Genomic DNA, 26,248 nt, shown 5'->3' on the forward strand with positions numbered 1-26,248 from the left:
GTATCCTCCGGTTAATACGAAATGATTATCAACCGGAGGATGCCATGTCGACACCTGATACCAGTGGCAAAAAGGCCCCACAATTTTCTTCTTTCAAACCAGCGCCTGCGCCACAAAAGGCGGATGACTGCTGCTGCGAAGGAAGCTGCTCCACTACACCGCCCGTATCCGATACCGTACTAGGTACCCGCTATTCCTGGAAAGTGGCAGGCATGGACTGCGCAGCCTGCGCCCGCAAAGTAGAGAATGCGGTCCGCCAGGTCAGCGGCGTCAACCAGGTCCAGGTTCTGTTCGCCACTGAAAAACTGGTGGTCGATGCCGGTTCCGATATCCGCCAGCAAGTTGAAAACGCGGTGCAAAAAGCAGGCTATACCCTGCGCGATGAGCACGCGACGGACGCCGCCCCCGAGTCACGTTTTAAAGAAAACCTACCGCTGATTTCGCTGATTATCATGATGGCGATTAGCTGGGGGCTGGAGCAGTTCAATCATCCCTTCGGTCAGATAGCGTTTATCGCCACCACGCTGGTCGGTCTGTATCCCATTGCCCGTCAGGCCCTGCGTCTGATGAAAACCGGCAGCTACTTTGCCATTGAAACATTGATGAGCGTGGCCGCCATCGGCGCACTGTTTATCGGCGCGACGGCGGAAGCCGCCATGGTGCTGCTGCTGTTTTTAATTGGCGAACGCCTGGAAGGATGGGCCGCCAGCCGGGCCCGTAAAGGGGTCAGCGCACTGATGGCGCTCAAACCGGAAACCGCCACGCGCCTGCGTAACGGCGGGCGCGAAGAGGTGGCTATTAATAGCCTCCGCCCTGGCGATGTTATTGAAGTTGCCGCGGGTGGGCGTTTACCTGCCGACGGCAAACTGGTTTCCGGCTTTGCCAGTTTTGATGAAAGCGCACTGACCGGCGAATCGATCCCGGTTGAACGCGCCACCGGCGAGAAAGTCCCGGCAGGTGCTACCAGCGTGGACCGTCTGGTTACGCTGGAAGTGCTCTCCGAACCGGGCGCCAGCGCCATTGATCGTATTCTGAAGCTGATTGAAGAAGCGGAAGAACGTCGCGCCCCCATTGAGCGCTTTATTGACCGTTTCAGTCGAATTTACACTCCAGCCATTATGGCGGTTGCGCTGCTGGTCACCCTCGTACCGCCGCTGCTGTTTGCCGCATCCTGGCAGGAGTGGATTTATAAAGGACTGACGCTGCTGTTGATTGGCTGTCCTTGCGCACTGGTGATTTCAACCCCCGCAGCCATTACCTCTGGTCTTGCCGCCGCGGCGCGTCGTGGAGCGTTAATCAAAGGCGGTGCCGCGCTGGAACAGTTGGGTAGGGTCACGCAGGTGGCGTTTGATAAAACCGGCACCCTGACCATCGGTAAACCGCGCGTCACAGCGATTCATCCGGCAAGCGGTATTGGTGAGGATGAACTGCTGGCACTGGCGGCAGCGGTAGAGCAAGGTGCGACACACCCGCTGGCACAAGCGATTGTCCGGGAAGCACAAACACGCGAACTAACTATTCCTGTCGCAAGAGAGCAACGGGCTCTGGTTGGCTCTGGAATTGAAGCGCTGGTCAACGGCGAACGCGTGCTGATTTGCGCCGCCGGTAAGCAGCCTGCTGATGCCTTTGCCGGGCAGATAAGCGAGCTGGAAAGCGCGGGCCAAACGGTGGTGCTGGTGCTGCGTAACGATACTGTACTCGGCGTGCTGGCCCTACAGGACACGCTGCGCGACGACGCTCGCAGCGCTATCGCCGAGCTTGATCAGATTGGCGTGAAAGGCGTGATCCTGACCGGTGATAACCCGCGTGCGGCGGCCGCCATTGCCGGTGAACTGGGTCTCGAATTTAAAGCAGGACTCTTGCCGGAAGATAAGGTGCAGGCCGTTACCCATCTCAACCGACAATCGCCGCTGGCGATGGTTGGCGACGGTATCAACGACGCTCCGGCAATGAAAGCGGCTACCATCGGCATTGCGATGGGAAGCGGGACCGACGTCGCGCTGGAAACCGCCGATGCCGCCCTGACCCACAACCGCCTGCGCGGTCTGGTGCAAATGATTCAATTGGCGCGGGCCACCCATGCCAATATTCGCCAGAACATTGCAATTGCGCTGGGCCTGAAGGGGATTTTCCTCGTCACCACGCTGCTCGGGATAACCGGATTGTGGCTGGCAGTGCTGGCCGATACGGGGGCAACGGTACTGGTGACCGCTAACGCGCTGCGGTTGTTACGTAAAGGATAGTTTTTTGCCGGATGACGGCGTGGCCTTATCCGGCCTACGGGTTACACGTTCTTTGTAGGCCGGATAAGCGTTAGCGCCATCCGGCAAACAAAACTAGTGACCTTTACGCAGCAGATAGCGGTACGGCAGCGAGTCGGTCTCTTTAGCCACCAGCTCATGCTCCATAAAGGTACAGAAACCAGGAATATCGCGGGTTGTTGCCGGATCGTCGGCGACAATCAGCAGTGTTTCACCGGCCTGCATGCCACGTACGGTTTTACGCACCATCATCACCGGTTCCGGGCAGCGCAGTCCCTGGGCATCAAGAGTATGGTCGGGGGAAGTAAACAGGTCGCTCATCGTCGTCTCATTCATACAAAAACGGCGTTATTTTACGCTCTGTTGTGGCGTAAGCCAATCAGGTTAACGATTGCGTGAAAAACAACCATTGCAATGTGCTCTTAAAGCAGTATCATGCGACGGTTTTTTATTGGGTTCCCTCACCCCATCCAACAAAAAGGTCACAATATGACTCCGTTTACACAAACTCAGCGCGTAAAAGCGTTGTTCTGGCTATCGCTATTTCATCTGCTGGTGATCACCTCCAGCAACTATCTGGTGCAGCTTCCAATCTCCATTTTTGGTTTCCATACCACATGGGGCGCGTTTAGCTTTCCGTTTATTTTCCTCGCGACCGACCTGACCGTGCGTATTTTTGGCGCGCCGCTGGCTCGACGTATCATCTTTGCGGTGATGATCCCCGCGTTGCTGATCTCCTATGTCGTTTCGTCCTTGTTTTATATGGGATCGTGGCAGGGATTTGGCGCACTGCTGCACTTTAACCTGTTTGTTGCCCGTATCGCCGCCGCCAGCTTTATGGCTTACGCGCTGGGACAAATTCTGGATGTGCATGTCTTTAACCGCCTGCGCCAGAACCGTCGTTGGTGGCTGGCACCGACAGCGTCCACGCTATTTGGCAATATCAGCGATACGTTGGCCTTCTTCTTTATCGCTTTCTGGCGTAGTCCGGATGCCTTCATGGCCGAGCACTGGATGGAAATCGCGCTGGTCGATTACTGTTTCAAGGTGCTGATCAGCATTATTTTCTTCCTGCCAATGTACGGCGTGCTGCTGAATATGTTGCTGAAAAGGCTGGCAGATAAATCCGAAATCGCTGCATTGCAGACGAGTTAAAGGTTCATTTTCCGAGTTGTGATAAGATGGACGAATGAGCCGTTATGGCCGTTTATCGAAAGGAAGAAGTCAATGCGCAATCTGGTTAAATATGTCGGTATTGGCCTGCTGGTTATGGGGCTTGCAGCCTGTGATAATAGCGATACAAAAGCGCCAGCCGAGGGTGCTGCCGCAGAAAGTAGCGCCAGCGGACAACCGGTCAGCCTGCTGGACGGCAAACTCAGTTTTTCCCTGCCAGCGGATATGACCGATCAGAGCGGCAAGCTGGGCACCCAGGCGAACAATATGCACGTCTATTCTGACGCAACCGGCCAGAAAGCGGTGATTGTGATTGTTGGCGACAACACCAACGAAGACCTGGCCGTGCTGACAAAACGTCTGGAATATCAGCAGCGTAGCCGCGACCCACAGCTGCAGGTCGTCACCAATAAATCTATTGAGCTGAAAGGCCACACGCTGCAGCAGTTAGACAGCATCATCTCAGCCAAAGGCCAGACCGCTTACTCTTCCGTAGTGCTGGGTAAAGTGGACAATCAACTGCTGACCCTGCAAATCACGCTGCCTGCTGACGATCAGCAAAAAGCGCAGACTACCGCAGAAAACATCATTAACACGCTGGTTATCCAGTAACGGTTAAGACGATGACGCGGCCTCCGGTGACACCACCTGAGGCCGTTTTTTTAGCCGCCAGGTCAGCAATAGCGCCACCGCTACCAACCCTGCTGCCGCCAGATAGATAACCGGCACGCCCGCCCACGTCATTATCAACCCGGCCAGCGGCCCGGTAACCCCCAGCGATAAATCCATAAACACCGTGTAGGTCGCCAGCGCAGCGCCCTGATTTTGCTGCGGGACGGCTTTTACCGCGACCACGCCCAGCGCCGGGAAAACCAGTGAGAACCCAGCCCCAGCCAGCAGAACGCCGATTTTCGCCATCCACGGCATGGAAGCCATCCCGACCAGCAGCAGCCCGACAATCTCGACGCTAAAGCAGATCATTGCCACATTCAGCCCGCCTAAACGGTTGATACCATTTGGGAACAACAGTCGAGTGCCGACAAATGTGCAGCTAAAAAGCGTCAGCGCGAAAGCTGCGCCGTCCCAGCCTTTGGCATCATAAAACAGGGTAATAAACGTGGCGATCACCCCAAATCCAGCGGAGGCCAGGGCCAGCGCCATACCGTACAACCAGACACGCCCGAGCACCGCGCGAAACGGCAACGGTTTGCCTTTGCTGGCCTTCACCGCAGGACGAGGGAGCGCCAGCAGTATCGCCACCAGCGCCACGCCCATCACGGTCAGCGCCAGCCCCTGTAAGCCCCCCCAGGCATAAAACAGAACGCCCAGCGGCGCGCCTATCGCCATCGCGCCATAGGTCACGATGCCATTCCAGGAAATCACCCGTCCGATGTGCATTGAGCCAACAACCCCCACGCCCCACAGCGTAGAGCCAGTTCCGGCAAAGCTCTGCCCAATTCCGAGAATCACCCGCCCCAGACACAGCAGCAGCAGACTAGCCAACGGCCAGCCGTTCGTTGATCCCGCCAGCAAATAGCCCAGACCACTTAAAAAGCAGCCACACAGCCCGAATACCACAATCTTCTTTGGCCCCAGCAGGTCGGCATAGCGACCGGCATGCGGACGGCTCAGCAGCGTAGCGAAATATTGCAGGCTGATAACCAACCCAGCCCAGAAGGCGCTGAACCCCATCACATCGTGGACGTAGCCCGGCAATACCGCGAGCGGCAGGCCGATGGTCAGATAGCTGGCGAAGTTGAACATCACCACAGAGACAATGCGCAGGTTAAGGCGTAAACCGCTCAGCGTCGGTTCAGCGACGGGTTCGGGCATGGAGGGTCACCACATTTTCACAACAGTGTTTCATTTCTACCATGTTGCCGCGCAGAAATCAGCAGTCAGTTTAGGAATCTCAGCCGCAAGCCAGCCGCTACACTTAATGCAAAAACGCAAACAGGAAGAAAATATGACAACCGCTCAGCCCGATAAAACGGGTTTGCACATTTTACTCAAACTGGCTGCTTTGGTGGTGATCCTCGCCGGTATTCATGCCGCGGCGGATATCATTGTGCAACTGCTGCTGGCCCTCTTTTTTGCCATTGTATTGAATCCGCTGGTCGCCTGGTTTATTCGCCGGGGAGTACGTCGCCCGGTTGCCATTACGCTCGTAGTGGTGGTGATGCTGTTCGTCCTCACGGCACTGATCGGCGTCCTCGCGTCTTCGATCACGGAATTCATGGCCATGCTACCCAAATACAACAAGGAGCTGACACGTAAGGTCCTGCATCTGCAAGAGATGGTTCCCTTTTTAAATCTGCATATGTCCCCGGAGCGTATGCTGCAACGTATGGACTCCGACAAAATAATGACCTTCACCACCACGCTGATGACAAGTCTTTCCGGCGCCATGGCCAGCGTCGTTCTGCTGGTGATGACAGTCGTCTTTATGCTGTTTGAGGTACGTCATGTTCCTTATAAGCTGCGCTTTTCGCTGAACAACCCACAAATCCATATTGCGGGGCTGCATCGGGCGCTCAAGGGCGTATCTCACTATCTGGCACTGAAAACGTTGCTCAGCTTATGGACCGGTGCCATCATCTGGCTGGGTCTGGCGCTGATGGGGATTCAGTTTGCTCTGATGTGGGGCGTGCTGGCCTTCCTGCTAAACTACGTGCCCAACATTGGCTCGGTCATTTCCGCCGTCCCGCCCATGATCCAGGCGCTGCTGTTCAACGGCATTTACGAATGCGTACTGGTTGGTGCGCTATTCCTGGTGGTGCATATGGTTATTGGCAATATCCTCGAACCCCGCATGATGGGGCATCGGCTGGGATTATCGACGCTTATCGTCTTCCTCTCTTTGCTGGTATGGGGATGGCTGCTCGGCCCGGTAGGCATGCTGCTCTCCGTGCCGCTAACCAGCGTGTGTAAAATCTGGATGGAAACGACCACAGGCGGTAGCAAACTGGCAATTTTACTGGGACCCGGCAGGCCCAAAAGTCGATTACCGGGATAAACTTGCAAACAGCATGTGAAGAGTGGTACACAACCCCATTATTACTAAAGGTTAGTCCTGATATGTACCGGATCGTTCATGGGAAAGTTTCTGTTTTAAGCGCTGGCGAACTGCCTGCCGCTATGAAAGAGCAAGCGCCGCAAGGTGTTCGCCGTGCGCGCTGGCTGGCTGGTCGCGTGCTGCTTTCCCATGCCCTTTCGCCATTACCGAACATCATCTATGGCGAGCAAGGAAAACCGGCCTTTTCCGCCGACACGCCGCTGTGGTTCAATCTCAGCCATAGCGGCGATGACATCGTCCTGCTGCTCAGCGACGAAGGGGAAGTCGGCTGCGATATTGAAGTTATTCGCCCGCGCGATAACTGGCAAACGCTGGCAAATACGGTATTCAGTCTTGGGGAACACGCTGAAGTTGAAGCCGAACACCCGGAGCAACAGCTGGCGGCGTTCTGGCGCATCTGGACGCGTAAAGAAGCTATCGTGAAACAGCGCGGCGGCAGTGCCTGGCAAATCGTCAGCGTCGACAGCACCGCACTGACCTCCTCACTCTCCGTCAGCCAGTGCCAGATCGATACCCTGAGCCTGGCGGTTTGCACCCCCACGCCATTTACCCTGACCGCCGACGCCGTACACAGGCTGTAATGTTTTCATTCCCGTGCGCCGCCGCGCAATATCGTAAGGTTGAAATCTGATGCAACGTATCACCATCACACTTGATGACGATTTATTAGAAACGCTCGACGGCCTGAGTCAGCGCCGTGGCTACAACAACCGTTCCGAAGCGATCCGCGATATTCTGCGCGGCGCACTGGCGCAGGAAACCACTCAGGAGCACGGCACTCAGGGCTTCGCGGTGCTCTCGTATGTTTATGAGCATGAGAAGCGTGACCTGGCGAGCCGCATTGTTTCTACCCAACACCACCACCACGATTTATCGGTCGCCACGCTGCACGTGCACATCAATCATGACGACTGCCTGGAAATCGCCGTACTAAAAGGCGACATGGGCGATGTACAGCATTTTGCCGATGACGTGATCTCCCAGCGCGGCGTGCGCCACGGTCATTTGCAGTGCCTGCCGAAAGAAGAGTAATTGCCTGTTTCGTTGCCGGATGGCGGCTACGCATTATCCGGCCTACTCCGTTACCGTTTGTAGGCCAGGCAAGCGAAGCCCCCCTGGCAATAATGTTTACGCCATCGTGCCAATCGTCTTTCTAAAGCGCAGCAGCGCTATCAGGAAGAACGCGCTGCCAATCGCCAACAGCGTCAGGAACTGCGGCCAGACGATGCCAAACCCAGCGCCGCGGTAAAGTATCGCCTGCGCGAGGCTGACAAAATGGGTAGTTGGCATAGTCAGCATTATGTCCTGCACCGCCTGCGGCATGCTTTCACGCGGTGTAGAACCACCAGAGAGCATCTGTAGCGGCAGCAGTACCAGAATCATCAGTAACCCCAGTTGCGGCATAGAGCGCGCCAGCGTGCCCATAAAAATGCCGATCGAGGTGGTGGCGAACAGGCTCAGCGCCACGCCCAGCATAAACAGTGGTATCGAACCTTCAATGGGTACGCCGAGCACGCCTTTTACCATCAGCATCAGCGACAGACCGGAAACCACCAGCACCACCAGACCCATCGACCAGATTTTTGCCATCATGATCTCAAACGGCGTCACCGGCATAACCAGCAGATGTTCTATTGTCCCGTGCTCGCGCTCGCGGATCAGCGCCGACCCGGTAAGCACGATCGCCAGCATGGTGATGTTGTTGATAATCGCCATCACCGCGCCAAAGCGGGCAGGTTCCAGATTAGGGTTAAAGCGCATACGCATTTCCAACGCCACCGGCGGCTCATTGTTGTCACGGTAACGCGCCACAAAGCTGTTCACCTCGCCGCTGATGATATTCTGGATATAGCTGTTGCCGGTAAAGGCCTGGCTCATCCGCGTGGCATCGACGTTAACCTGTATATCCGGCTGCCGACCGGCCAACACATCACGCTGAAAATCAGGTGGAATGTTCACGGCGAAGGTGTAGCGCCCGGCGTCCAGTCCGGCATCCATCTCATCAGCGGTGATCATCTCCGGCGGTAAAAACCACGGGCGATAAAAGCTGTTCACAATCCGGTTCGACAACTGCGACTGGTCCATATCGGCAATAGCAATCGGAGCCAGATGCAGCGAACCCGGCAGGACGGTCGCGGAAGAATAAACCGAAATCGTGAAGGCAAAGACGATCAGCGTCAGCATCGCTTTGTCACCCAGCAGGCTGCGCAACTCTTTGATGCCGAGGTTATAAATATTGCGTAATCGGCGCATCACCCCTCCTGTTTTTTCAGCAGTAATACGCTCAGACCAATCACCACCGGAATGGCTACCACCAGCGGAATAAACAGCTGCCAGAGATCGGTCAGATCCAACGCTTTAGAGAACGTCCCACGCGCGATGGTCAGAAAATGGCTGGTCGGGTAAATTTCACCAATCCAGCGTCCAGGCCCTTCGAGCGAGGCGACCGGATCGATCATCCCGGAAAACTGCGTCGCCGGGATCAGCGTAATAATCGCCGTACCAAAAATAGCCGCGATCTGGCTTTTCATAAACGTGGAAATTAACAGACCCAGCCCGGTGGCAATGGTGACGTACAACAGCGCGGCCAGCGTCAGGGTTAAAAAACTCCCTTTATGCGGGACGCCGAACACAAACACCGACAGCGCACACAGCAGCAGGAAGTTCAGCATCCCCAGCAAGATGTACGGCAACTGTTTGCCAAGTAAAAACTCGCTGCGGGTCGTGGGCGTAACGTACAGGTTGATAATCGACCCCAGCTCTTTCTCACGCACTACGCTGAGGGCGCTGAGCATCGAGGGGATCATCATCAGCAGCAGCGGGATCACCGCCGGAACAATCGCCGGCAGACTCTTTACATCCGGGTTGTAACGATAGCGAGTTTCAATGGTCATCAGCCCATTTTGCCCACTGGCATTGGGTTGACGCGCCATCACATCCTGCAGCCAGGTCTGGTGCATCGCCTGTACGTAGCCTCTGACCGTTTCAGCGCGGCTCGGCATTGCGCCATCGACCCAGACGCCAATCTTCACCGGCGTGCCACGCGCGATATCGCGGCCAAAGTTTGGCGGGATCTCTATTGCTACCGCCACTTCGCCCGAACGCATCCGTTTGTCCAGCTCGTCATAACTGGTGAGCGGCGGCTGTTCGATAAAATAGCGCGATCCCGCCAGATTCAGCGTCCACGCCTGGCTGCTGACGGTCTGGTCACGATCGAGCACCGAAAAACGCAGGTTCTCCACATCCATGCTGATGCCGTAGCCCATGATTAGCATCAGGATCACTGTGCCCATCAGCGCCAGCGTTGAACGTACCGGATCGCGTCGTAGTTCCAGCGCTTCACGGCGGCTGTAGCTGAACAACCGCCGCAGGCTAAAGCCCTGCCGCGGCGGCTGACTATTTTCATGCACTATCGGAACATTGGCTGGCGGTAACTGAGCTTCCGGAGCCGGGCCTGCCGCTTCCTGTAACCAGGAGATAAACGCCTCTTCCAGACTGGCGGCGCCACGCTGTTTCACCAGTTCCTGCGGCGTGCCGCTGGCCAGTACTTTTCCGGCGTGCATCAGCGACATCCGGTCGCAGCGCTCCGCTTCGTTCATAAAGTGGGTGGAGATAAAAATGGTCACTTTGTCCTGCCGCGACAGATCGACCATCAGTTGCCAGAACATGTCCCTCGCCACCGGATCGACCCCGGAGGTCGGCTCATCAAGAATGAGCATTTCCGGGCGATGGATCACCGCCACCGCCAGCGACAGGCGTTGACGGATCCCCAACGGCAGCGCGCCGGGCAACGCGTCTTCGACATCGGTCAGCGAAAAACGCTCGCTCATCTCTTGTACCCGCCCGGGGATTTCCGCTTCGGGGATATGGAACAGCCGCGCATGTAGTTCGAGGTTTTGCCGGACGGTCAGCTCGCTGTAGAGCGAAAACGCCTGCGACATATAGCCCACCCGGCGGCGGGTATCGATATTCTTCGGGTCAACCGCTTGCCCAAACAACCAGGCCTCACCTTCGCTTGCGGGTAGCAGACCGGTGAGCATCTTCATGGTGGTGGATTTACCGCAGCCGTTGGAGCCGAGAAAACCGAAGATTTCCCCGCGCGGAATACGAAAGTTAACGTGGTCAACGGCGACAAACTTACCGAAGCGCATAGTCAGGTCTTTCGCCTCGATGGCAATCTCTTCCTGCTCAGCGTGATACGGCGGGATCACCACCGGCTTATGCGCCTGGCGCTGGGCTTCAGGTAGCAGCGCGATAAACGCCTGCTCCAGCGTGTTGCTGTTGGTTTGTTCGCGTAGCTGCTGGGCGCTCCCGGTGGCTAACACCTCCCCGGCGTTCATCGCTACCAGCCAGTCAAAGCGCTCGGCTTCTTCCATGTAAGCGGTCGCAACCAGCACGCTCATGTTGGTCTGCCGCTGGCGAATGCTGTTAATTAGATCCCAGAACTGGGCGCGGGACAGCGGATCGACCCCGGTGGTGGGTTCATCGAGAATTAACAGTTCCGGGTCGTGGATTAACGCGCAGCACAGCCCCAGTTTTTGCTTCATCCCGCCCGAGAGTTTCCCGGCGGGACGGTCGCGAAACGGTGCCAGGCCGGTGCTGTTCAGCAGCTCGGTAATCCGCGCTTCGCGTTCCGCTTTATCATGACCAAACAGCCGGGCAAAGAAATCGACGTTCTCATACACCGACAGCGTATGGTACAGGTTTTTCCCTAACCCCTGCGGCATCCAGGCAATGCGCGGGCAGACATCCCGTCGATGTTTTGGGTCGCGCATATCGCCGCCCAGCACCATCACGTTGCCGTGTTCAATGACCCGCGCGCCGGAGATGAGCGACAGCAGGCTCGATTTTCCGACGCCATCCGGGCCAATAAGCCCCACCATACAGCGGGCAGGGATATCCAGCGTGATGTTGTTCAGCGCGACCGTTTTCCCGTAATGCTGACTCACGCCGTCAAGGTGCGCCACGGGAGGAACGGGAACCAGCGCCAGATGCGTCATTGCGGCAACCTCACCACCAGGTCGTCAGGCCAGGGGCGATTTTCATCAACACGCACCCACGCCATGCCCGGCAGACCGGTTTTCACGTACTCCAGATGCTGCTGCAACAGCTCTGGCGGGATACGCGCTTTAACGCGGAACATCAGCTTCAGCCGTTCATCACTGGTTTCGACCGTTTTCGGCGTGAACTGCGCGACGCTAGCCACAAAGCTAATGGTCGCCGGAATACGCAGATCCGGCGCAGCATCCAGCACCAGGCGAGCTTCACCGCCAATCTTCAATAAACCAGCCTGTTCGGTAGGTAAGAAGAACGTCATGTAGACATCGCTGAGATCGACCATATTCAGTACGCGACCGCCCGCGGAAAGCACCTCGCCCGGTTCAGCGACGCGGTACTGCACACGACCATCGCGCGGGGCTTTCAGCTCGCTGTCATCAATATCAGCGGCAATGCGACGTTCGGTGGCCTGCGCGGCTTCTACACGGGTTTGCGCCTGAATGATGCTGGTACGGGCGGCTTCAATTGCGGCTTTTGCCGCAGAGACCTGCGCCTTGGCGGATTCCAGTGCCGCGCGAGCACTTTCAGCCGCGGCCCTGTCGTCATCCAGCTGTTGCTCGGATACAGCCCCACGCAGGGATAGCGAACGGGAGCGAACGTGACGTTTAGAGACCGACTGCAGTTCCGCCTCGCGCTGTTTTACCACCGACTGCGCGGCGCGCATTTCACTTTGCCGCTGCTCTAACAGCGCTCGCGCCGCCGCCACCGCGCTTTCGGCTTCTTTGATTTGCGCGACAGCTTCCAGTCGCTGCTCCTGCAGCACGCGGGTATCCATTTTCGCCAGCACCTCGCCCTGACGAACGAACTGTCCTTCCGATACGAGGATCGTATCGATACGCCCGGCAATTTTGGTGGCAATATCCACTTCGGTAGCTTCTATTCTGCCGTTGCTGGCCGCGAAACCTTCCGGAATCCCCGCAGGACGCAACATCCACCATGCTATTGCAGCAACCACCACCACAATACCCGCGCCCCACCACACCAGATGACGCTTAATCTTTTCCATATCCGACCCGCCGTAATCCCTGTTATCAAACGATGCGTGTCACAAAGCCCACTGAACAGCTATTCAGCGGGAGATTCCATCCGGGATGAGAAGGAATGAGAAATAATGGCCAGAGTGCGGACAGGCGTTATAGCAACGCACACCGCGAAGGAAGTGAGTGACGAAAATGCTGCGAAATCGGGTACTAATGTTGTCATCATCAGCGTTCCTGGCCGGAAATGAAACACGCATACTCATAACTGCTGTCTATTGAATACTAACACCTGGATTCAATATGTCTATTCGGTTGTCGTTTCCAGTTCAGCCCTGGCACAAGAAATATTTCGTATATCAACGATTGATAAACAATCGCAACTATAAACATAATCAATGATTAGGCATCCCTATAATAGCGGCTCATTTACCGATCTCGTTATGGCGAGGCTCCTGTACAAATACAAGTTACCGCCCTGCTGGTATCGAGAGAGACCACTCAGGGAAATACAGGCATCCATCGAATCAAGGTGTTGCCAAGGTAACTTCTGACGATTTCACCATCGGACAGATACGTTGTTCAGTGCTAAAACCAGGACGTAGGGATCTGCCTGTGCTAACCCTGTCTTGTTCGCCCCTATGAGAGATTTTTATAGGGAATTACACCATGTCATCTATGCCACTCTGCGCCGCTCATCATCCTATGCCGGATTTCAATGGCGACGCTATCGCCCAATATATGCGCACCGATTTTATTACTCTGCCAGACCATCTCAGCGTGAACGGCGCTCGCGAGTACTTTGTCTCCCAACTCACAACGGATGACATCCCAGGCCAGGTCTTTGTTGTGGCCGGAAAAGCGCTGCGCGGGGTGTTATCCATCAAGCGCTTATTGCAGGAAAAAGATACGTCGCTGAACATCAATCATCTTACGGACAGCTGTTTATTTCATGTAAAGCCTGATGATGAACGGGCGCAGGTCGTTGCCGAGTTAGCCGAACGCGAAGTCGATCTGGTTGCTGTCGTTGAGAGAGGTGAGCTGGTCGGTTGTCTGATGGAAAAAGAGATCGCTCATCTACAGGAAGATGATGTTACCGAAGACGTTCAGCTTCAGGGCGCCACGCTACCGCTGGAAAAACCCTATCTGGAAATTAGTCCGTGGACATTGTGGAAAAAGCGTTCGGTCTGGCTCCTGCTGCTGTTTGTCGCAGAAGCCTATACCAGCAGCGTGCTTCAGCATTTTGAAGAGGCGCTGGAATCCGCAATTGCCCTGGCCTTTTTTATTCCGCTATTAATTGGTACTGGCGGCAACAGCGGTACGCAGATCACTTCGACGCTGGTACGTTCAATGGCGCTGGGAGAAGTGCGGCTGCGCGATATGGGCCGGGTGATCCGCAAAGAAGTTTCAACTTCGCTGCTGATCGCTCTGACGCTGGGCCTGGCAGGGTGCTTGCGCGCGTGGATGATGGGCATCGGTATGGAAATCACGCTGATCGTCAGCCTGACGCTGGTTTGCATTACGCTGTGGAGCGCCGTGGTGTCATCAGTGATCCCCATGGTGCTCAAGCGTATCGGCATTGATCCCGCCGTGGTTTCGGCCCCGTTTATCGCCACGCTTATCGACGGTACCGGGTTAATTATCTACTTTAAAATCGCCCAGCACTTTCTTGGTCTGAACTAATGATAACGCCCGGCAGCTCAGGTTGTCGGGCGTCACAGTCAGGCTGGCGCTAAATCTTGCGCGCACGCCCAGGCACTCGACCATGCCCACTGGAAGTTATAGCCTCCCAACCAGCCGGTAACGTCCATAACTTCGCCGATAAAATAGAGTCCCGGCACTTTACGTGCTTCCATCGTGCGCGATGAAAGCTCATTGGTATCAACGCCGCCCAGCGTGACTTCAGCGGTACGATACCCTTCTGTACCGTTCGGCTGCACCCGCCAATCGGTCAGCGTCTCAACCAGCGTTTGTTGATCGCGCACGTTAAGCTGTTTCAGCGAGACGTCCGGGATTTGCCCTAACTGCTGTAAACATTCCACCAGACGTTTTGGCAACTGCATAGCAAGCGTATTCTTTAAGCTCTGATTAGGGTGGGCGCTGCGTTGGTCATCGAGGAAGCTCGCAAGGTCAACATCCGGCAACAAATTAATGCTGACAAATTCGCCTGGCTGCCAAAAACTGGAAATCTGCAGTACGGCCGGACCAGAAAGCCCACGGTGCGTAAAGAGCAGATTTTCACGAAAGACGGTGCCGTCCTCGGCGGTGATAACGGAAGAAACGGACACGCCAGAGAGCACCTGAAGCTGCTCCAGCAGTGGCTTATGCAACGTAAAGGGCACCAGTCCTGCGCGCGTTGGCAATACGTTCAGACCGAACTGTTCGGCAATTTTATAACCAAACGGCGTTGCCCCCAGACCCGGCATAGAGAGACCACCGGAGGCAATAACCAGCTTTTTCGTGCCCACGGTCATCCCGTTCAATTCGAGAATGAAATCATCACCCTCTCGCTCGACGCTCAGGACTTCGCTACGTAACCGCATAGTTACGTTACCTTTTTCACACTCGTCTACCAGCATATCGACAATTTGCTGTGCGGAATCATCGCAGAACAGCTGGCCTAGCGTTTTTTCGTGCCAGGCAATACCGTGTTTGCCCACCAGGTCGATAAAATCCCACTGCGTGTAACGCGCCAGCGCCGATTTGCAAAAATGGGGGTTTTGGCTCAAATAGGCGGCAGGCTCGACATAAAGATTGGTAAAGTTGCAGCGTCCCCCGCCAGACATGAGAATCTTACGCCCCGGCTTTTTACCATTATCAATCAGCAGTACGCGACTACCTGCTTGTCCTGCCTGCGCGGCACAAAACATACCCGCTGCGCCAGCGCCTATAATAACGGTATCAAACCTTTCCACGTTGCGATCCTCTCTAAAAAGCGGGTGTGAATTGTAAAGATTCCTCAGTGGTCGCACCAGCACCAAACTACCGATAAAGGGTATTTAACTGAAATATATAGGATAATTCTTTAGTGGTGTAAAACAAAGCAGGAGACAAATCAAAAAAACTCTATATTTCACTTTGCCCGCGCCGCCAAAGTCACTGATAATGCGCCGCGTTCATGTCCTCAAAATGGCGTAACGTCCTATGCTACATTTGTTTGCTGGCCTGGATTTACATACCGGGCTTTTACTATTGCTTGCTCTGGCTTTTGTGCTGTTCTACGAAGCGATTAACGGCTTCCATGATACAGCCAATGCTGTCGCAACCGTGATCTATACCCGTGCAATGCGTTCGCAATTGGCGGTGGTCATGGCTGCGGTGTTCAACTTCTTTGGTGTTTTGCTGGGCGGTCTCAGCGTGGCGTATGCCATCGTGCATATGCTACCAACGGATCTGCTGCTTAATATGGGATCGTCACATGGCCTCGCCATGGTGTTCTCCATGCTGCTGGCGGCAATTATCTGGAACCTGGGTACCTGGTACTTTGGTTTGCCTGCATCCAGCTCCCACACGCTAATTGGCGCCATTATCGGTATTGGTTTAACCAATGCGCTGATGACTGGCACTTCTGTGGTGGATGCACTTAACATTCCGAAAGTTATCGGTATTTTTGCCTCGCTTATCATCTCGCCAATTGTTGGTCTGGTGGTTGCGGGCGGTCTTATTTTCATTCTGCGTCGCTACTGGAGCGGTACAAAAAAACGTGCCCGTATCCACCTGACGCCAGCAGAACGTGAAAAGAAAGATGGCAAGAAAAAGCCGCCGTTCTGGACCCGTATTGCCCTAATCCTCTCCGCTATCGGCGTGGCGTTCTCTCATGGCGCTAACGACGGGCAGAAAGGCATTGGTCTGGTGATGCTGGTGCTGATTGGCGTAGCGCCTGCAGGCTTCGTGGTGAATATGAATGCTTCCGGTTACGAGATTACCCGTACCCGTGATGCCATCAATAACGTCGAAGTCTTCTTCCAGCAGCGTCCTGACCTCCTTAAACAGGCCACAGGCGTAGACCAGTTGATTCCGTCCCCGACGGACGCGGCACCAGCGACGACGACAGAGTTCCATTGCCACCCGGCGAATACCATCAACGCGCTGGAACGTGCGAAAGGTATGCTGGCGAACCTGGAAACCTACGACAAGTTAAGCGTCGAACAGCGTGGTCAGCTGCGTCGCATTATGCTCTGCATCTCTGATACCACCGATAAAGTGGTTAAGCTGCCTGGCGTAAGCACTGACGATCAGCGTCTGCTGAAGAAACTGAAAGCTGACATGCTGAGCACCATTGAGTACGCGCCTATCTGGATCATTATGGCCGTCGCACTGGCGCTGGGCATTGGTACCATGATCGGCTGGCGTCGCGTAGCCACCACCATTGGTGAGAAAATCGGTAAGAAAGGCATGACCTATGCCCAGGGGATGTCGGCACAGATGACTGCCGCAGTCTCTATCGGTCTCGCCAGTTACACCGGTATGCCCGTTTCCACCACCCACGTTCTCTCTTCTTCCGTTGCGGGGACGATGGTTGTTGATGGCGGCGGTTTACAGCGTAAAACGGTGACCAGCATTCTGATGGCCTGGGTCTTCACCCTGCCAGCCGCAATTCTTCTTTCCGGCGGGCTTTACTGGCTCTCTCTGAAGCTTATCTAAGCGAATGCACGGTAAAAAAGCGGGTCAGTTTTCTGACCCGCTTTTTTTGTATCTGTCGTTGGCATCAGTGCCAGATAATCAGCGCAACCATGCTGATTAGCACCAGGCCACATAGCGCGCTGGTGAGGATGAACTGACCGCGAACCCGCTCACAGCGGCGAATAAACTCATCATCATGATGATCGCGGTAACGCTGAGCGTAGATATACCACACCAGACGCATCTGCTTGTTCGGTTGCCCATGCGAGGTAAAAAAGCCCCCACCATCTACATACTGGTAAAGCAATGGATCGCAACCACGAAGTACCACTAACAGTGCGCGTAGCGAAGAAAAATAGCGCGCCATATTAACAATGCAAACGACACATAAAGCCCAGAACAATGCAATGGTGCTTATCATACCTCCTCCCCGGCGACCCGCCCACGGAACTCCTTTCCGGGACTACCGCTCCCCGATACCCTGCCAAACCATTCAGTGAAGAGTACAGCCGAACCGTTCGTATTAGTATCACGCATCCGAACGCCTCTCTAGATAGTGTAGGAGATTAGTTAATTTTTTTGCCAGAAGGTTAATCGCTATCAATGCAATTAACTAAAAAATTTGTTTAACTGCTTGGCAAGCAAGGCGGATTGACGGATTATCCTGGTCGCTATAATGTAAGGATAGTCCTTATATGGTACGTTTTTACGACTGGGCTAGCCCCGCGCGCAAGGTTCGCAGGATGCGGATGACGCGGCGGCAGGTAAACGCCAGCAGGCTAGTCATCGACAACTTATGGAAGGAGTAACACTATGGCTTATAAACACATTCTTATCGCGGTTGATCTTTCTCCGGAAAGCAAAGTTCTGGTTGAAAAAGCGGTCTCTATGGCGCGGCCTTACAATGCTAAAGTCTCCCTTATCCACGTTGACGTAAACTATTCCGACCTGTACACCGGGCTTATCGACGTGAATCTGGGCGACATGCAGAAACGCATTTCTGAAGAAACCCACCACGCGCTAACCGAGCTTTCCACCAACGCAGGCTACCCTATCACCGAAACCCTGAGCGGTAGCGGCGACCTGGGTCAGGTTCTGGTTGATGCCATCAAAAAATACGACATGGATCTGGTCGTTTGTGGTCACCACCAGGATTTCTGGAGCAAGCTAATGTCCTCCGCGCGCCAACTGATCAACACTGTCCACGTCGACATGTTGATTGTTCCGCTGCGTGACGACGAAGAAGCATAAAACGCTGGCCGTCGGGAGATAACCCGACGCGCTACAAGTCGTTAAGCCTGTAAACGCCCGCCTTTGCGGGCGTTTTTGTTTTTATCATTCAGACACAATTAGTACATCAATCCAACAAATAAATCATAATTAGTGTGATCAACTAATTGGATCGAAAACTATCTCTATAATACTCTACGCCTGCGGCCAATAACCGCAGTCTATAACAAAATAAGACTTTTTCGGCGCGTTTAAGCATACGCGTTCATACTTTTCGGGATGGCTTTGAAAGGCGATGGAATATGAATAAAACTGCACCTACGGGCTTGCTGCAGCAACCTCGTCCGTTCTTCATGATCTTCTTTGTTGAATTATGGGAACGATTTGGCTATTACGGCGTTCAGGGCATCCTGGCGGTATTTTTTGTTAAGCAGCTCGGCTTTTCGCAGGAACAGGCATTTGTCACCTTTGGTGCATTTGCCGCGCTGGTCTACGGCCTGATCTCGATCGGCGGCTACGTCGGCGACCATCTGTTAGGTACCAAGCGCACGCTGGTACTCGGCGCCATTGTGCTGGCGATCGGCTACTTCATGACCGGGATGTCACTGCTTAAGCCCGACCTGATTTTTATTGCTTTGGGTACCATTGCCGTCGGTAATGGGCTGTTTAAAGCCAACCCGGCAAGCCTGCTGTCAAAATGCTATCCACCGAAAGACGCCCGTCTGGACGGTGCTTTCACCCTGTTTTATATGTCGATTAACATCGGTTCACTGCTGTCGTTGTCGCTGGCACCGGTGATTGCCGATAAGTTTGGCTATGCGGTGACCTATAATCTGTGCGGGGCCGGGCTTATTGTCGCGCTGTTGGTCTACTTTGCCTGCCGTGGAATGGTGAAGAATATCGGTTCAGAGCCGGACCATAAGCCGCTGAATTTCCGTAATCTATTCTGCGTGCTGGCTGGAACGGTAGTGATGGTATTTATCTGCGCCTGGCTGATGCACAACGTGCAGATTGCCAACCTGGTGCTGATCGTCCTGTCAATTGCCGTGACGATCATCTTCTTCCGTCAGGCCTTCAAACTGGATAAAACCGGGCGCAACAAAATGTTCGTGGCCTTTATCCTGATGCTGGAAGCGGTGGTGTTCTACGTCCTGTACGCGCAGATGCCAACTTCGCTGAACTTCTTTGCTATCAATAACGTGCACCATGAAATTCTTGGTTTCGCCATCAACCCGGTAAGCTTCCAGGCGCTGAACCCGTTCTGGGTGGTACTGGCGAGTCCGGTACTAGCTGCAATCTATACCCGTCTGGGCAACAAAGGTAAAGACCTGACCATGCCGATGAAGTTTACGCTCGGTATGTTCCTGTGCTCGCTGGGTTTCCTGACCGCCGCTGCAGCCGGAATGTGGTTTGCCGATGCGCAGGGGCTGACGTCGCCGTGGTTTATCGTGCTGGTGTATCTGTTCCAGAGCCTGGGTGAACTGCTGATTAGCGCCCTGGGGCTGGCTATGGTCGCCGCTCTCGTGCCACAACACCTGATGGGCTTTATTCTCGGGATGTGGTTCCTGACCCAGGCAGCAGCCTTCCTGATGGGGGGTTATGTCGCGACGTTCACCGCCGTACCAGAGAACATCACCGACCCGCTGCAAACGCTGCCTATCTATACCAACGTCTTCAGTAAGATTGGTCTGGTGACCCTGGCCGTAACGGTGGTGATGGCGATTATGGTGCCATGGCTGAACCGCATGATTAATACGCCGAGCACCGAGCAATAACCTTCAGTGCCGGATGGCGGCTATTGCCCTATCCGGCATTTTCACTCACTACCCTTTACGCGCGTCTATCCACTCCTGCACTTCCACCACAAAGGTGTCCGGCGCTTTGCGGTACATTTTGCGCGCCAAGTCCAGAATCGTATGCTGACCGAGCGCTTCTTCCATCCGCTGCTGAGCCATGTCCATTACCGAACGCACACCACAAATGCCTTCACAGGCCCACTCTGGTGGATGCTCCTCAAATACCGCCAACCGCTGGCGAATTTCACGACATTCAAAGATGCGCTTATCACCATCAATAGCATTCACCACATCCAGCACAGTGATGTGTTCAGCAGGTTTAGCTAACTGGAAACCACCGCCCTTGCCTTCAATGCTGCGCACCAGACCCGCTTTGGACAGACGGGTGAAAATTTTTGCCAGATAGTCATATGGCACACTTTGCAGTTCGGCAATTTCCCGCACGCTCATATCCCTCGCGTCGCCCTTACTATCGACCATACACATCAGGCTATGAATGCCGTACTCAACCCCAGAACTGTAGAATGCCATTCTCTTATCTCAGTCAAAATTAATCTGAGTTTATTGTAGCTTTTTCGTTTCACTCATTCCAGACAGCAAAGTAACCCCTCTTCACAATAAAAATTTAAATGCATATTTATCAAATAGATAATAAAAAACCCTCACCCTTTGAAGCAAAAAGGATCTCGATCGCATTGCAATTCTTAACTACGACAAATAAAATCCGAGTAAATAATTCGTAGTCACCAGTGAGAAAACCCCAATGCGTAAACAAATTCTGATCGTGGGCGCCGGCTTTGCCGGTATGTGGGCAGCATTAAGCGCCGCACGACTGGCGGATAAACATCAGCAGGCCATTGATATTACAGTAATTGCGCCACAGCCAGAGCTGCGTGTCCGCCCACGTTTTTATGAAAGCGCCGTTCATACGCTGGTCGCACCACTGCAACCGCTGTTTGACGTTACCGGCGTCAACTTCCTGCAAGGTCACGTCGAGCAAATCCTCCCGGACTCTAAAGAGGTGAGCTGGAAAGATGCCAACGGTGACATTCATCTGCGCCGCTACGACCGCCTGGTGCTTGCCAGCGGAAGTCACGTAAACCGCGACACCGTCACCGGTGCCGCCGAGCACGCGTTTGACCTCGACCAACTTGAGAGCGCCGCCGTACTGGAGCAGCACATTAACGATCTGGCATTACAACCGGAAAGTGAGGCTCGCAATACGGTAGTGGTCTGCGGCGGCGGCTTTACCGGCATTGAAATGGCGCTGGAATTACCAGGTCGTTTGCGCGAAATATTGGGCGCTGATGCTAAGACCAGAGTTGTCGTAGTTGAACGCGGCGCTCAGCCGGGCGGACGCTGGAGCCAGGAATTACGTGACGTGATTATCGAAGCCTCTGCTGAACTGGGTGTCGAGTGGCTGGTCAATGCGGAAGTAGAGTGCGTGGATGCCTCTGGCGTCACGCTGAAAGATGGACAGGTGTTTTCTTCCCAGACAGTTATCTGGACCGTCGGCGTTCAGGCTAATAGCCTGACAGCACAGATTAACGCCCCGCGCGATCGCCAGGGCCGTCTGCATGTAAATGCCAATCTGCAGGTTGTGGGTCACGATGATATCTACGCCACTGGCGATGTAGCCTACGCCGCCACCGACGACAAAGGCAATCATGCGCTGATGACCTGCCAGCACGCCATCTTGCTGGGTAAATTTGCCGGTAATAACGCCGCGGCAGACCTGTTAAACATAACACCACTGCCATATCGTCAGGAAAACTACGTCACCTGCCTGGATCTTGGTGCCTGGGGTGCGGTGTATAGCGAAGGATGGGATCAGCAGGTGAAACTGACGCGCGCAGAAGCGAAAAAGCTGAAGGTGTCGATTGTCAGCGAGCTGATTTACCCGCCGAAGGCGGACCGCGCGGTAGCGTTTGAGATTGCCGATCCGCTGGCACCGTTTGTTTAACCCGTGATGCCGGATGCGGCTACCGCCTTATCCGGCCTACTAACGGCACCGAGCTGTAGACCCGATAAGGGCACTATAGCTGACCATCTGGCCTATGCCGTTCCCGCATAAATATCGAACCGATGCCCTTTTGTAACTACCGCGTTCGGCGTTGCCACGTCGGCCAGCGGCGGCGCGTAGTCCGGACGCTTTACCACCACTCGTTTGGTGGCTAACTGACGAGCAGGCTCCAGCAGCCCATCCGCATCCAGATCCGGCCCCACCAGCGACTGAAACACACGCATCTCTTTTTTCACCAGCGCGCTTTTCTGCTTATGCGGGAACATCGGGTCGAGGTACACCACCTGCGGGCGCGGCGTGATATCGGTTAACGCCGTCAGGCTCGACGCGTGAATCAACTGCAAACGCTCCTGCAGCCACGGACCGATTTCCGGGTCGGCATACCCGCGCGCCAGGCCATCGTCAAGCAGCGCAGCAACCACCGGGTTTCGTTCCAGCATTCGTACGCGACAGCCTACCGAGGCCAGTACAAACGCATCGCGCCCCAGCCCTGCGGTTGCATCGACCACATCCGGCAGGTAATCGCCTTTAATGCCGACCGCCTTCGCCACCGCTTCACCGCGGCCACCGCCAAATTTGCGCCGATGGGCCATCGCACCGCCCGCGAAATCCACGAAGATACCGCCGAGTTTAGGTTCGTCACGTTTGCGCAGTTCCAGATGTGCTGTCGTCATCACCAGCGCCATCAGGTTATCTTCATCGTGTTCCAGTCCCCAGCGGGCGGCCAGAACAGATAAGGCGCCGTCTCCGGCGCCTGTTTCATCAATTAAGCAGATTTTCAATTCCGCTTTACCCTAAATAATTCGAGTTGCATCAAGACAACAAGTGAAGGAATCCCTGGGAACGTACAAATAGTACGTGACCAGGGTGAGTGAGCGCAGTTGCCGAAGAGGCAGCTTGAAGTATGACGGGTAAATCAGCCTTTAATCCCGTAATGCTCCAGCATCGCATCCAGCTGTGGCTCGCGGCCACGGAAGCGTTTGAACAGTTCCATCGGCTCTTCAGAACCGCCACGGGTGAGGATGTTATCGAGGAACGATTGTCCGGTTTGACGGTTGAAAATCCCTTCATCTTCGAAGCGAGAGAAGGCATCCGCCGCCAGCACGTCGGCCCACAGATAGCTGTAGTAACCCGCCGCGTAGCCCCCTGCAAAAATATGGCTGAAGGCATGCGGGAAGCGGCCCCAGGTTGGGCCCGGCACCACGGCGACCTGTTTCTTGATTTCCGCCAGCGTATCGAGGATTTTCGCCCCTTGCTGCGGGTTAAATTCCGCGTGCAGACGGAAATCAAACAGACCGAACTCCAGTTGACGCAGAATAAACAGCGCCGCCTGGTAGTTTTTCGCCGCCAGCATTTTATCCAGCAGTTCCTTCGGCAGCGGTTCGCCGGTTTCATAATGGCCGGAGATAAACGCCAACGCTTGTGGCTCCCAGCACCAGTTTTCCATAAACTGGCTCGGCAGTTCGACCGCATCCCATGGCACACCGTTGATACCGGAAACGCCCGCGGTTTCGATACGGGTCAGCATATGGTGCAGACCGTGGCCGAACTCGTGGAACAGGGTAATCACTTCATCGTGGGTAAACAGAGCGGGTTTGCCGTTCACCGGACGGTTAAAGTTACAGGTCAGGTAGGCGACCGGTTTTTGCAACGTGCCGTCGGTTTTACGCATCTGGCCGACGCAGTCGTCCATCCACGCCCCGCCGCGTTTATGTTCACGGGCATACAGGTCGAGGTAGAAGCTGCCGCGCAGCTCGTTGTTTTCGTCGTACAGCTCGAAGAAACGAACTTCCGGGTGCCAGACGTCAACATCGGTGCGCTCTTTGGCAGTGATGCCATAAATACGTTTAACCACTTCAAACAGACCGTTAACGGCTTTGTTCTCCGGGAAATAAGGACGAAGCTGCTCGTCGCTGATGCTGTAGAGGTGCTGTTTTTGTTTCTCGCTGTAGTAAGCGATGTCCCACGGCTGAAGCTCATCAACGCCAAATTCCGCTTTCGCAAAGGCGCGCAGTTGAGCCAGCTCTTTCTCCCCCTGCGGACGGGCACGTTTCGCCAGATCGGTCAGGAAGTCGAGGACCTGCTGCGGGTTTTCCGCCATTTTGGTAGCCAGAGATTTAAAGGCGTAGCTTTCAAAGCCCAGCAGTTGCGCCAGTTCGTGGCGCAGCGCGAGGATCTCTTCCATTATCGGGCTGTTGTCCCATTTGCCAGCGTTCGGCCCCTGGTCAGACGCGCGCGTGGAGTAAGCGCGATACATCTCTTCACGCAGTCCCTGGTTGTCACAGTAGGTCATCACCGGCAGGTAGCTTGGGATATCCAGCGTTAACAGATAGCCTTCCTGCTCTTTGGCTTCCGCCTGGGCCTTCGCCGCAGCCAGCGCGCTTTCCGGCATACCAGCCAGCTCGGCTTCATCGGTGACTAACTTCGTCCAGCCCATCGTGGCATCAAGGACGTTATTGCTGTACAAGTTGCCGAGCTCAGACAGACGGGTGGCGATTTCACCATAGCGCTGCTGTTTTTCCTTCGGCAGACCAATACCAGAAAGCTCAAAATCGCGCAGCGCGTTATCGACCGCTTTTTTCTGTGCGGTGTTCAGGGTGGCGTAATGATCGCCATCACGCAGGTCGCGGTACGCTTTGTACAGGCCTTCATGTTGTCCAACCCAGGTGCTGTATTCAGACAGCAGCGGCAGCGTTTGTTCGTAGGCTTCACGCAGTTCCGGGCTGTTTTTCACCGAGTTCAGGTGGCTAACAGGAGAGAAAATACGCCCCAGCACATCGTCAACTTCCGCCAACGGCTGGCAGAGATTTTCCCAGGTGTACGGCGCGCCCTGCGCAACCACTCGCTCAACGTTTTCGCGGCAATCGTTCAGCGCCTTAGTGACGGCAGGCACGACATGCTCAGGCTGAATTTTAGAAAACGGCGGCAGTTCGAAGGGAGTCAGCAATGGATTGGTCATTAGCGCGGTCCTGTTGAAAAGAGTGAATGAAGCGCGTATCCGGCGCTGTGCATATTAATTTGTACAATGGGGTTAAGTGTAGAGGATTTCAATGCTAACCGTGACGGAAAGACGCCCGGTGGTGCTGCGCTTACCGGGCCTACGGGTAATCTGTGCCGATCTGCTGTAAACTGTGGCAAATCGTCATTTCAGCGGAATTTCATTACCCATGCTCAGTTATCGCCACAGTTATCACGCAGGCAACCACGCCGACGTCCTGAAACACACCGTCCAGAGCCTGATCATTGAATCGCTCAAAGAGAAAGAAAAACCGTTTCTCTATCTGGACACCCATGCTGGTGCTGGCCGTTATCAGCTGAGCAGTGAGCATGCCGAACGTACTGGTGAATATCTGGAAGGGATCGCCCGTATCTGGCAGCAGGACGATTTGCCTGCCGAACTGGAACCCTACATTGGCGTAGTGCAACACTTCAACCGTAGCGGTCAGTTGCGCTACTACCCGGGCTCTCCGTTAATTGCTCGCCAGCTGCTGCGCGAACAGGATAGCCTGCAATTAACTGAACTGCACCCGAGCGACTTTCCCCTGCTGCGCGGCGAATTTCAGAAAGATGAGCGCGCACGCGTGGCCAAAGCAGATGGTTATCAGCAGCTGAAAGCAAAATTGCCGCCGGTTTCACGTCGTGGGCTGATCCTTATCGATCCACCCTACGAAATCAAAAGCGACTACCAGGCGGTGGTCACCGGTATTAACGAAGGCTACAAGCGTTTCGCGACCGGCACCTATGCGCTGTGGTATCCGGTGGTTCTGCGCCAGCAAATCAAGCGCATGATCCACGATCTCGAAGACACCGGCATCCGCAAAATTCTGCAAATTGAACTGGCGGTGCGCCCGGACAGCGATCAGCGCGGTATGACAGCGTCTGGCATGATTGTGATTAACCCGCCGTGGAAGCTGGAGCAGCAGATGAACAACGTTCTGCCGTGGTTGCACAGCAAACTGGTTCCGGCAGGAACCGGTCATACCTCGGTAAGCTGGATCGTGCCGGAGTAATCGCAGCCATCGGTGGAACCT

Annotated in this window: 22 protein-coding genes and 1 riboswitch; of the genes, 12 read left to right on the forward strand and 10 right to left on the reverse strand. The window is 54.9% G+C overall.

Features of this window, described 5'->3' with window-relative positions; translation table 11 throughout:
- Window positions 1-44: 44 nt before the first annotated feature.
- Window positions 45-2,243, forward strand: coding sequence for a Zn(II)/Cd(II)/Pb(II) translocating P-type ATPase ZntA (zntA, locus tag WC1_RS02615; RefSeq protein ID WP_016151124.1), 2,199 nt, complete (start codon window positions 45-47; stop codon window positions 2,241-2,243).
- A 93-nt stretch (window positions 2,244-2,336) separates the two neighbouring features.
- On the opposite strand, the gene tusA is transcribed toward zntA, so the two are convergent.
- Window positions 2,337-2,582, reverse strand: a complete 246-nt coding sequence (gene tusA, locus WC1_RS02610) for a sulfurtransferase TusA (protein ID WP_003023404.1) — start codon at window positions 2,580-2,582, stop codon at window positions 2,337-2,339.
- A 168-nt stretch (window positions 2,583-2,750) separates the two neighbouring features.
- On the opposite strand from tusA, the gene WC1_RS02605 reads away from it, so the two are divergent.
- Both WC1_RS02605 and WC1_RS02600 read left to right on the forward strand, forming a co-directional pair.
- Window positions 2,751-3,416 carry a 7-cyano-7-deazaguanine/7-aminomethyl-7-deazaguanine transporter gene (locus WC1_RS02605; protein ID WP_003837818.1) on the forward strand — a complete coding sequence of 222 codons (666 nt, stop codon included), beginning with the start codon at window positions 2,751-2,753 and terminating at the stop codon, window positions 3,414-3,416.
- A 72-nt stretch (window positions 3,417-3,488) separates the two neighbouring features.
- Window positions 3,489-4,046 carry a DcrB family lipoprotein gene (locus WC1_RS02600; protein WP_016151125.1) on the forward strand — a complete coding sequence of 186 codons (558 nt, stop codon included), beginning with the start codon at window positions 3,489-3,491 and terminating at the stop codon, window positions 4,044-4,046.
- 3 nt (window positions 4,047-4,049) lie between these two features.
- Here the strand turns inward: WC1_RS02600 and WC1_RS02595 are convergent, their stop codons facing one another.
- Complete coding sequence (locus WC1_RS02595) at window positions 4,050-5,267, reverse strand: MFS transporter (RefSeq protein WP_016151126.1); 1,218 nt, start codon at window positions 5,265-5,267, stop codon at window positions 4,050-4,052.
- 133 nt (window positions 5,268-5,400) lie between these two features.
- Here WC1_RS02595 and WC1_RS02590 point away from each other — a divergent pair, with 133 nt between their 5' ends.
- From WC1_RS02590 to nikR, 3 genes are all read left to right on the forward strand, one after another.
- Window positions 5,401-6,450 (forward strand): AI-2E family transporter, encoded by a 1,050-nt coding sequence (locus WC1_RS02590; protein WP_003023393.1) that lies wholly within the window; start codon window positions 5,401-5,403, stop codon window positions 6,448-6,450.
- A gap of 62 nt (window positions 6,451-6,512) precedes the next feature.
- Window positions 6,513-7,091 carry a 4'-phosphopantetheinyl transferase AcpT gene (gene acpT / locus WC1_RS02585; RefSeq protein ID WP_003837810.1) on the forward strand — a complete coding sequence of 193 codons (579 nt, stop codon included), beginning with the start codon at window positions 6,513-6,515 and terminating at the stop codon, window positions 7,089-7,091.
- A 49-nt stretch (window positions 7,092-7,140) separates the two neighbouring features.
- Window positions 7,141-7,542: a nickel-responsive transcriptional regulator NikR gene (nikR, locus tag WC1_RS02580; protein WP_003023387.1), complete on the forward strand. Its 402-nt coding sequence runs from the start codon at window positions 7,141-7,143 to the stop codon at window positions 7,540-7,542.
- 96 nt (window positions 7,543-7,638) lie between these two features.
- Here nikR and WC1_RS02575 read toward each other — a convergent pair whose 3' ends face one another.
- The 3 genes from WC1_RS02575 to WC1_RS02565 are packed head-to-tail and all read right to left on the reverse strand — an operon-like array spanning window position 7,639 to window position 12,574.
- The gene (locus WC1_RS02575; protein WP_003837801.1) at window positions 7,639-8,763 is read right to left on the reverse strand and encodes an ABC transporter permease; all 1,125 of its coding nucleotides are present in this window, start codon (window positions 8,761-8,763) and stop codon (window positions 7,639-7,641) included.
- Entirely contained in the window at window positions 8,763-11,510 is a 2,748-nt protein-coding gene (rbbA, locus tag WC1_RS02570) for a ribosome-associated ATPase/putative transporter RbbA (RefSeq protein ID WP_016151127.1), read from the reverse strand. Before rbbA ends, WC1_RS02575 begins: the two co-directional genes overlap by 1 nt.
- The gene (locus tag WC1_RS02565) at window positions 11,507-12,574 is read right to left on the reverse strand and encodes an HlyD family secretion protein (RefSeq protein WP_003023381.1); all 1,068 of its coding nucleotides are present in this window, start codon (window positions 12,572-12,574) and stop codon (window positions 11,507-11,509) included. Before WC1_RS02565 ends, rbbA begins: the two co-directional genes overlap by 4 nt.
- A 401-nt stretch (window positions 12,575-12,975) precedes the next feature.
- Window positions 12,976-13,159, forward strand: a riboswitch (M-box (ykoK) riboswitch).
- Between the two features lie 55 nt (window positions 13,160-13,214).
- Between WC1_RS02565 and WC1_RS02560 the strand changes: the two genes are divergently transcribed.
- Window positions 13,215-14,228: a magnesium transporter gene (locus WC1_RS02560; protein WP_003837796.1), complete on the forward strand. Its 1,014-nt coding sequence runs from the start codon at window positions 13,215-13,217 to the stop codon at window positions 14,226-14,228.
- Window positions 14,229-14,266: 38 nt separating this feature from the next.
- Here the strand turns inward: WC1_RS02560 and WC1_RS02555 are convergent, their stop codons facing one another.
- Window positions 14,267-15,460: a BaiN/RdsA family NAD(P)/FAD-dependent oxidoreductase gene (locus tag WC1_RS02555; RefSeq protein WP_003837793.1), complete on the reverse strand. Its 1,194-nt coding sequence runs from the start codon at window positions 15,458-15,460 to the stop codon at window positions 14,267-14,269.
- Between the two features lie 229 nt (window positions 15,461-15,689).
- Here WC1_RS02555 and pitA point away from each other — a divergent pair, with 229 nt between their 5' ends.
- Window positions 15,690-17,189 (forward strand): inorganic phosphate transporter PitA, encoded by a 1,500-nt coding sequence (gene pitA / locus WC1_RS02550; RefSeq protein ID WP_003023373.1) that lies wholly within the window; start codon window positions 15,690-15,692, stop codon window positions 17,187-17,189.
- Between the two features lie 64 nt (window positions 17,190-17,253).
- Here the strand turns inward: pitA and uspB are convergent, their stop codons facing one another.
- Window positions 17,254-17,589 carry a universal stress protein UspB gene (gene uspB, locus WC1_RS02545; RefSeq protein WP_003023371.1) on the reverse strand — a complete coding sequence of 112 codons (336 nt, stop codon included), beginning with the start codon at window positions 17,587-17,589 and terminating at the stop codon, window positions 17,254-17,256.
- Between the two features lie 392 nt (window positions 17,590-17,981).
- Here uspB and uspA point away from each other — a divergent pair, with 392 nt between their 5' ends.
- Both uspA and dtpB read left to right on the forward strand, forming a co-directional pair.
- Entirely contained in the window at window positions 17,982-18,419 is a 438-nt protein-coding gene (gene uspA / locus WC1_RS02540) for a universal stress protein UspA (protein ID WP_003023368.1), read from the forward strand.
- Window positions 18,420-18,700: 281 nt separating this feature from the next.
- Window positions 18,701-20,173 carry a dipeptide/tripeptide permease DtpB gene (dtpB, locus tag WC1_RS02535; RefSeq protein ID WP_003023364.1) on the forward strand — a complete coding sequence of 491 codons (1,473 nt, stop codon included), beginning with the start codon at window positions 18,701-18,703 and terminating at the stop codon, window positions 20,171-20,173.
- A 48-nt stretch (window positions 20,174-20,221) separates the two neighbouring features.
- Here the strand turns inward: dtpB and WC1_RS02530 are convergent, their stop codons facing one another.
- Window positions 20,222-20,725 (reverse strand): RrF2 family transcriptional regulator, encoded by a 504-nt coding sequence (locus tag WC1_RS02530; RefSeq protein WP_003023361.1) that lies wholly within the window; start codon window positions 20,723-20,725, stop codon window positions 20,222-20,224.
- Window positions 20,726-20,957: 232 nt separating this feature from the next.
- On the opposite strand from WC1_RS02530, the gene WC1_RS02525 reads away from it, so the two are divergent.
- Complete coding sequence (locus tag WC1_RS02525; RefSeq protein WP_016151128.1) at window positions 20,958-22,157, forward strand: NAD(P)/FAD-dependent oxidoreductase; 1,200 nt, start codon at window positions 20,958-20,960, stop codon at window positions 22,155-22,157.
- Between the two features lie 92 nt (window positions 22,158-22,249).
- Here WC1_RS02525 and rsmJ read toward each other — a convergent pair whose 3' ends face one another.
- Both rsmJ and prlC read right to left on the reverse strand, forming a co-directional pair.
- Window positions 22,250-22,999 carry a 16S rRNA (guanine(1516)-N(2))-methyltransferase RsmJ gene (gene rsmJ / locus WC1_RS02520; protein ID WP_003846155.1) on the reverse strand — a complete coding sequence of 250 codons (750 nt, stop codon included), beginning with the start codon at window positions 22,997-22,999 and terminating at the stop codon, window positions 22,250-22,252.
- Window positions 23,000-23,133: 134 nt separating this feature from the next.
- Entirely contained in the window at window positions 23,134-25,176 is a 2,043-nt protein-coding gene (gene prlC, locus WC1_RS02515; RefSeq protein ID WP_016151129.1) for an oligopeptidase A, read from the reverse strand.
- A gap of 208 nt (window positions 25,177-25,384) precedes the next feature.
- Here prlC and WC1_RS02510 point away from each other — a divergent pair, with 208 nt between their 5' ends.
- A complete protein-coding gene (locus WC1_RS02510) occupies window positions 25,385-26,227 on the forward strand; it encodes a 23S rRNA (adenine(2030)-N(6))-methyltransferase RlmJ (protein WP_003023347.1) in 843 nt (280 codons plus the stop codon).
- The last annotated feature ends 21 nt before the right edge of the window (window positions 26,228-26,248 follow it).

The organism is Citrobacter sp. KTE30, assembly GCF_000398825.1.
Classification (GTDB): Bacteria; Pseudomonadota; Gammaproteobacteria; order Enterobacterales; family Enterobacteriaceae; genus Citrobacter; species Citrobacter freundii.

What these genes read in the sequence shown, in the direction of transcription:
- zntA (WP_016151124.1), top strand. Translation starts at nt 45, where the DNA reads ATGTCGACACCTGATACCAGTGGCAAAAAGGCCCCACAATTTTCTTCT.
- tusA (WP_003023404.1), bottom strand. Translation starts at nt 2,582, where the DNA reads ATGAGCGACCTGTTTACTTCCCCCGACCATACTCTTGATGCCCAGGGA.
- WC1_RS02605 (WP_003837818.1), top strand. Translation starts at nt 2,751, where the DNA reads ATGACTCCGTTTACACAAACTCAGCGCGTAAAAGCGTTGTTCTGGCTA.
- WC1_RS02600 (WP_016151125.1), top strand. Translation starts at nt 3,489, where the DNA reads ATGCGCAATCTGGTTAAATATGTCGGTATTGGCCTGCTGGTTATGGGG.
- WC1_RS02595 (WP_016151126.1), bottom strand. Translation starts at nt 5,267, where the DNA reads ATGCCCGAACCCGTCGCTGAACCGACGCTGAGCGGTTTACGCCTTAAC.
- WC1_RS02590 (WP_003023393.1), top strand. Translation starts at nt 5,401, where the DNA reads ATGACAACCGCTCAGCCCGATAAAACGGGTTTGCACATTTTACTCAAA.
- acpT (WP_003837810.1), top strand. Translation starts at nt 6,513, where the DNA reads ATGTACCGGATCGTTCATGGGAAAGTTTCTGTTTTAAGCGCTGGCGAA.
- nikR (WP_003023387.1), top strand. Translation starts at nt 7,141, where the DNA reads ATGCAACGTATCACCATCACACTTGATGACGATTTATTAGAAACGCTC.
- WC1_RS02575 (WP_003837801.1), bottom strand. Translation starts at nt 8,763, where the DNA reads ATGCGCCGATTACGCAATATTTATAACCTCGGCATCAAAGAGTTGCGC.
- rbbA (WP_016151127.1), bottom strand. Translation starts at nt 11,510, where the DNA reads ATGACGCATCTGGCGCTGGTTCCCGTTCCTCCCGTGGCGCACCTTGAC.
- WC1_RS02565 (WP_003023381.1), bottom strand. Translation starts at nt 12,574, where the DNA reads ATGGAAAAGATTAAGCGTCATCTGGTGTGGTGGGGCGCGGGTATTGTG.
- WC1_RS02560 (WP_003837796.1), top strand. Translation starts at nt 13,215, where the DNA reads ATGTCATCTATGCCACTCTGCGCCGCTCATCATCCTATGCCGGATTTC.
- pitA (WP_003023373.1), top strand. Translation starts at nt 15,690, where the DNA reads ATGCTACATTTGTTTGCTGGCCTGGATTTACATACCGGGCTTTTACTA.
- uspB (WP_003023371.1), bottom strand. Translation starts at nt 17,589, where the DNA reads ATGATAAGCACCATTGCATTGTTCTGGGCTTTATGTGTCGTTTGCATT.
- uspA (WP_003023368.1), top strand. Translation starts at nt 17,982, where the DNA reads ATGGCTTATAAACACATTCTTATCGCGGTTGATCTTTCTCCGGAAAGC.
- dtpB (WP_003023364.1), top strand. Translation starts at nt 18,701, where the DNA reads ATGAATAAAACTGCACCTACGGGCTTGCTGCAGCAACCTCGTCCGTTC.
- WC1_RS02530 (WP_003023361.1), bottom strand. Translation starts at nt 20,725, where the DNA reads ATGGCATTCTACAGTTCTGGGGTTGAGTACGGCATTCATAGCCTGATG.
- WC1_RS02525 (WP_016151128.1), top strand. Translation starts at nt 20,958, where the DNA reads ATGCGTAAACAAATTCTGATCGTGGGCGCCGGCTTTGCCGGTATGTGG.
- prlC (WP_016151129.1), bottom strand. Translation starts at nt 25,176, where the DNA reads ATGACCAATCCATTGCTGACTCCCTTCGAACTGCCGCCGTTTTCTAAA.
- WC1_RS02510 (WP_003023347.1), top strand. Translation starts at nt 25,385, where the DNA reads ATGCTCAGTTATCGCCACAGTTATCACGCAGGCAACCACGCCGACGTC.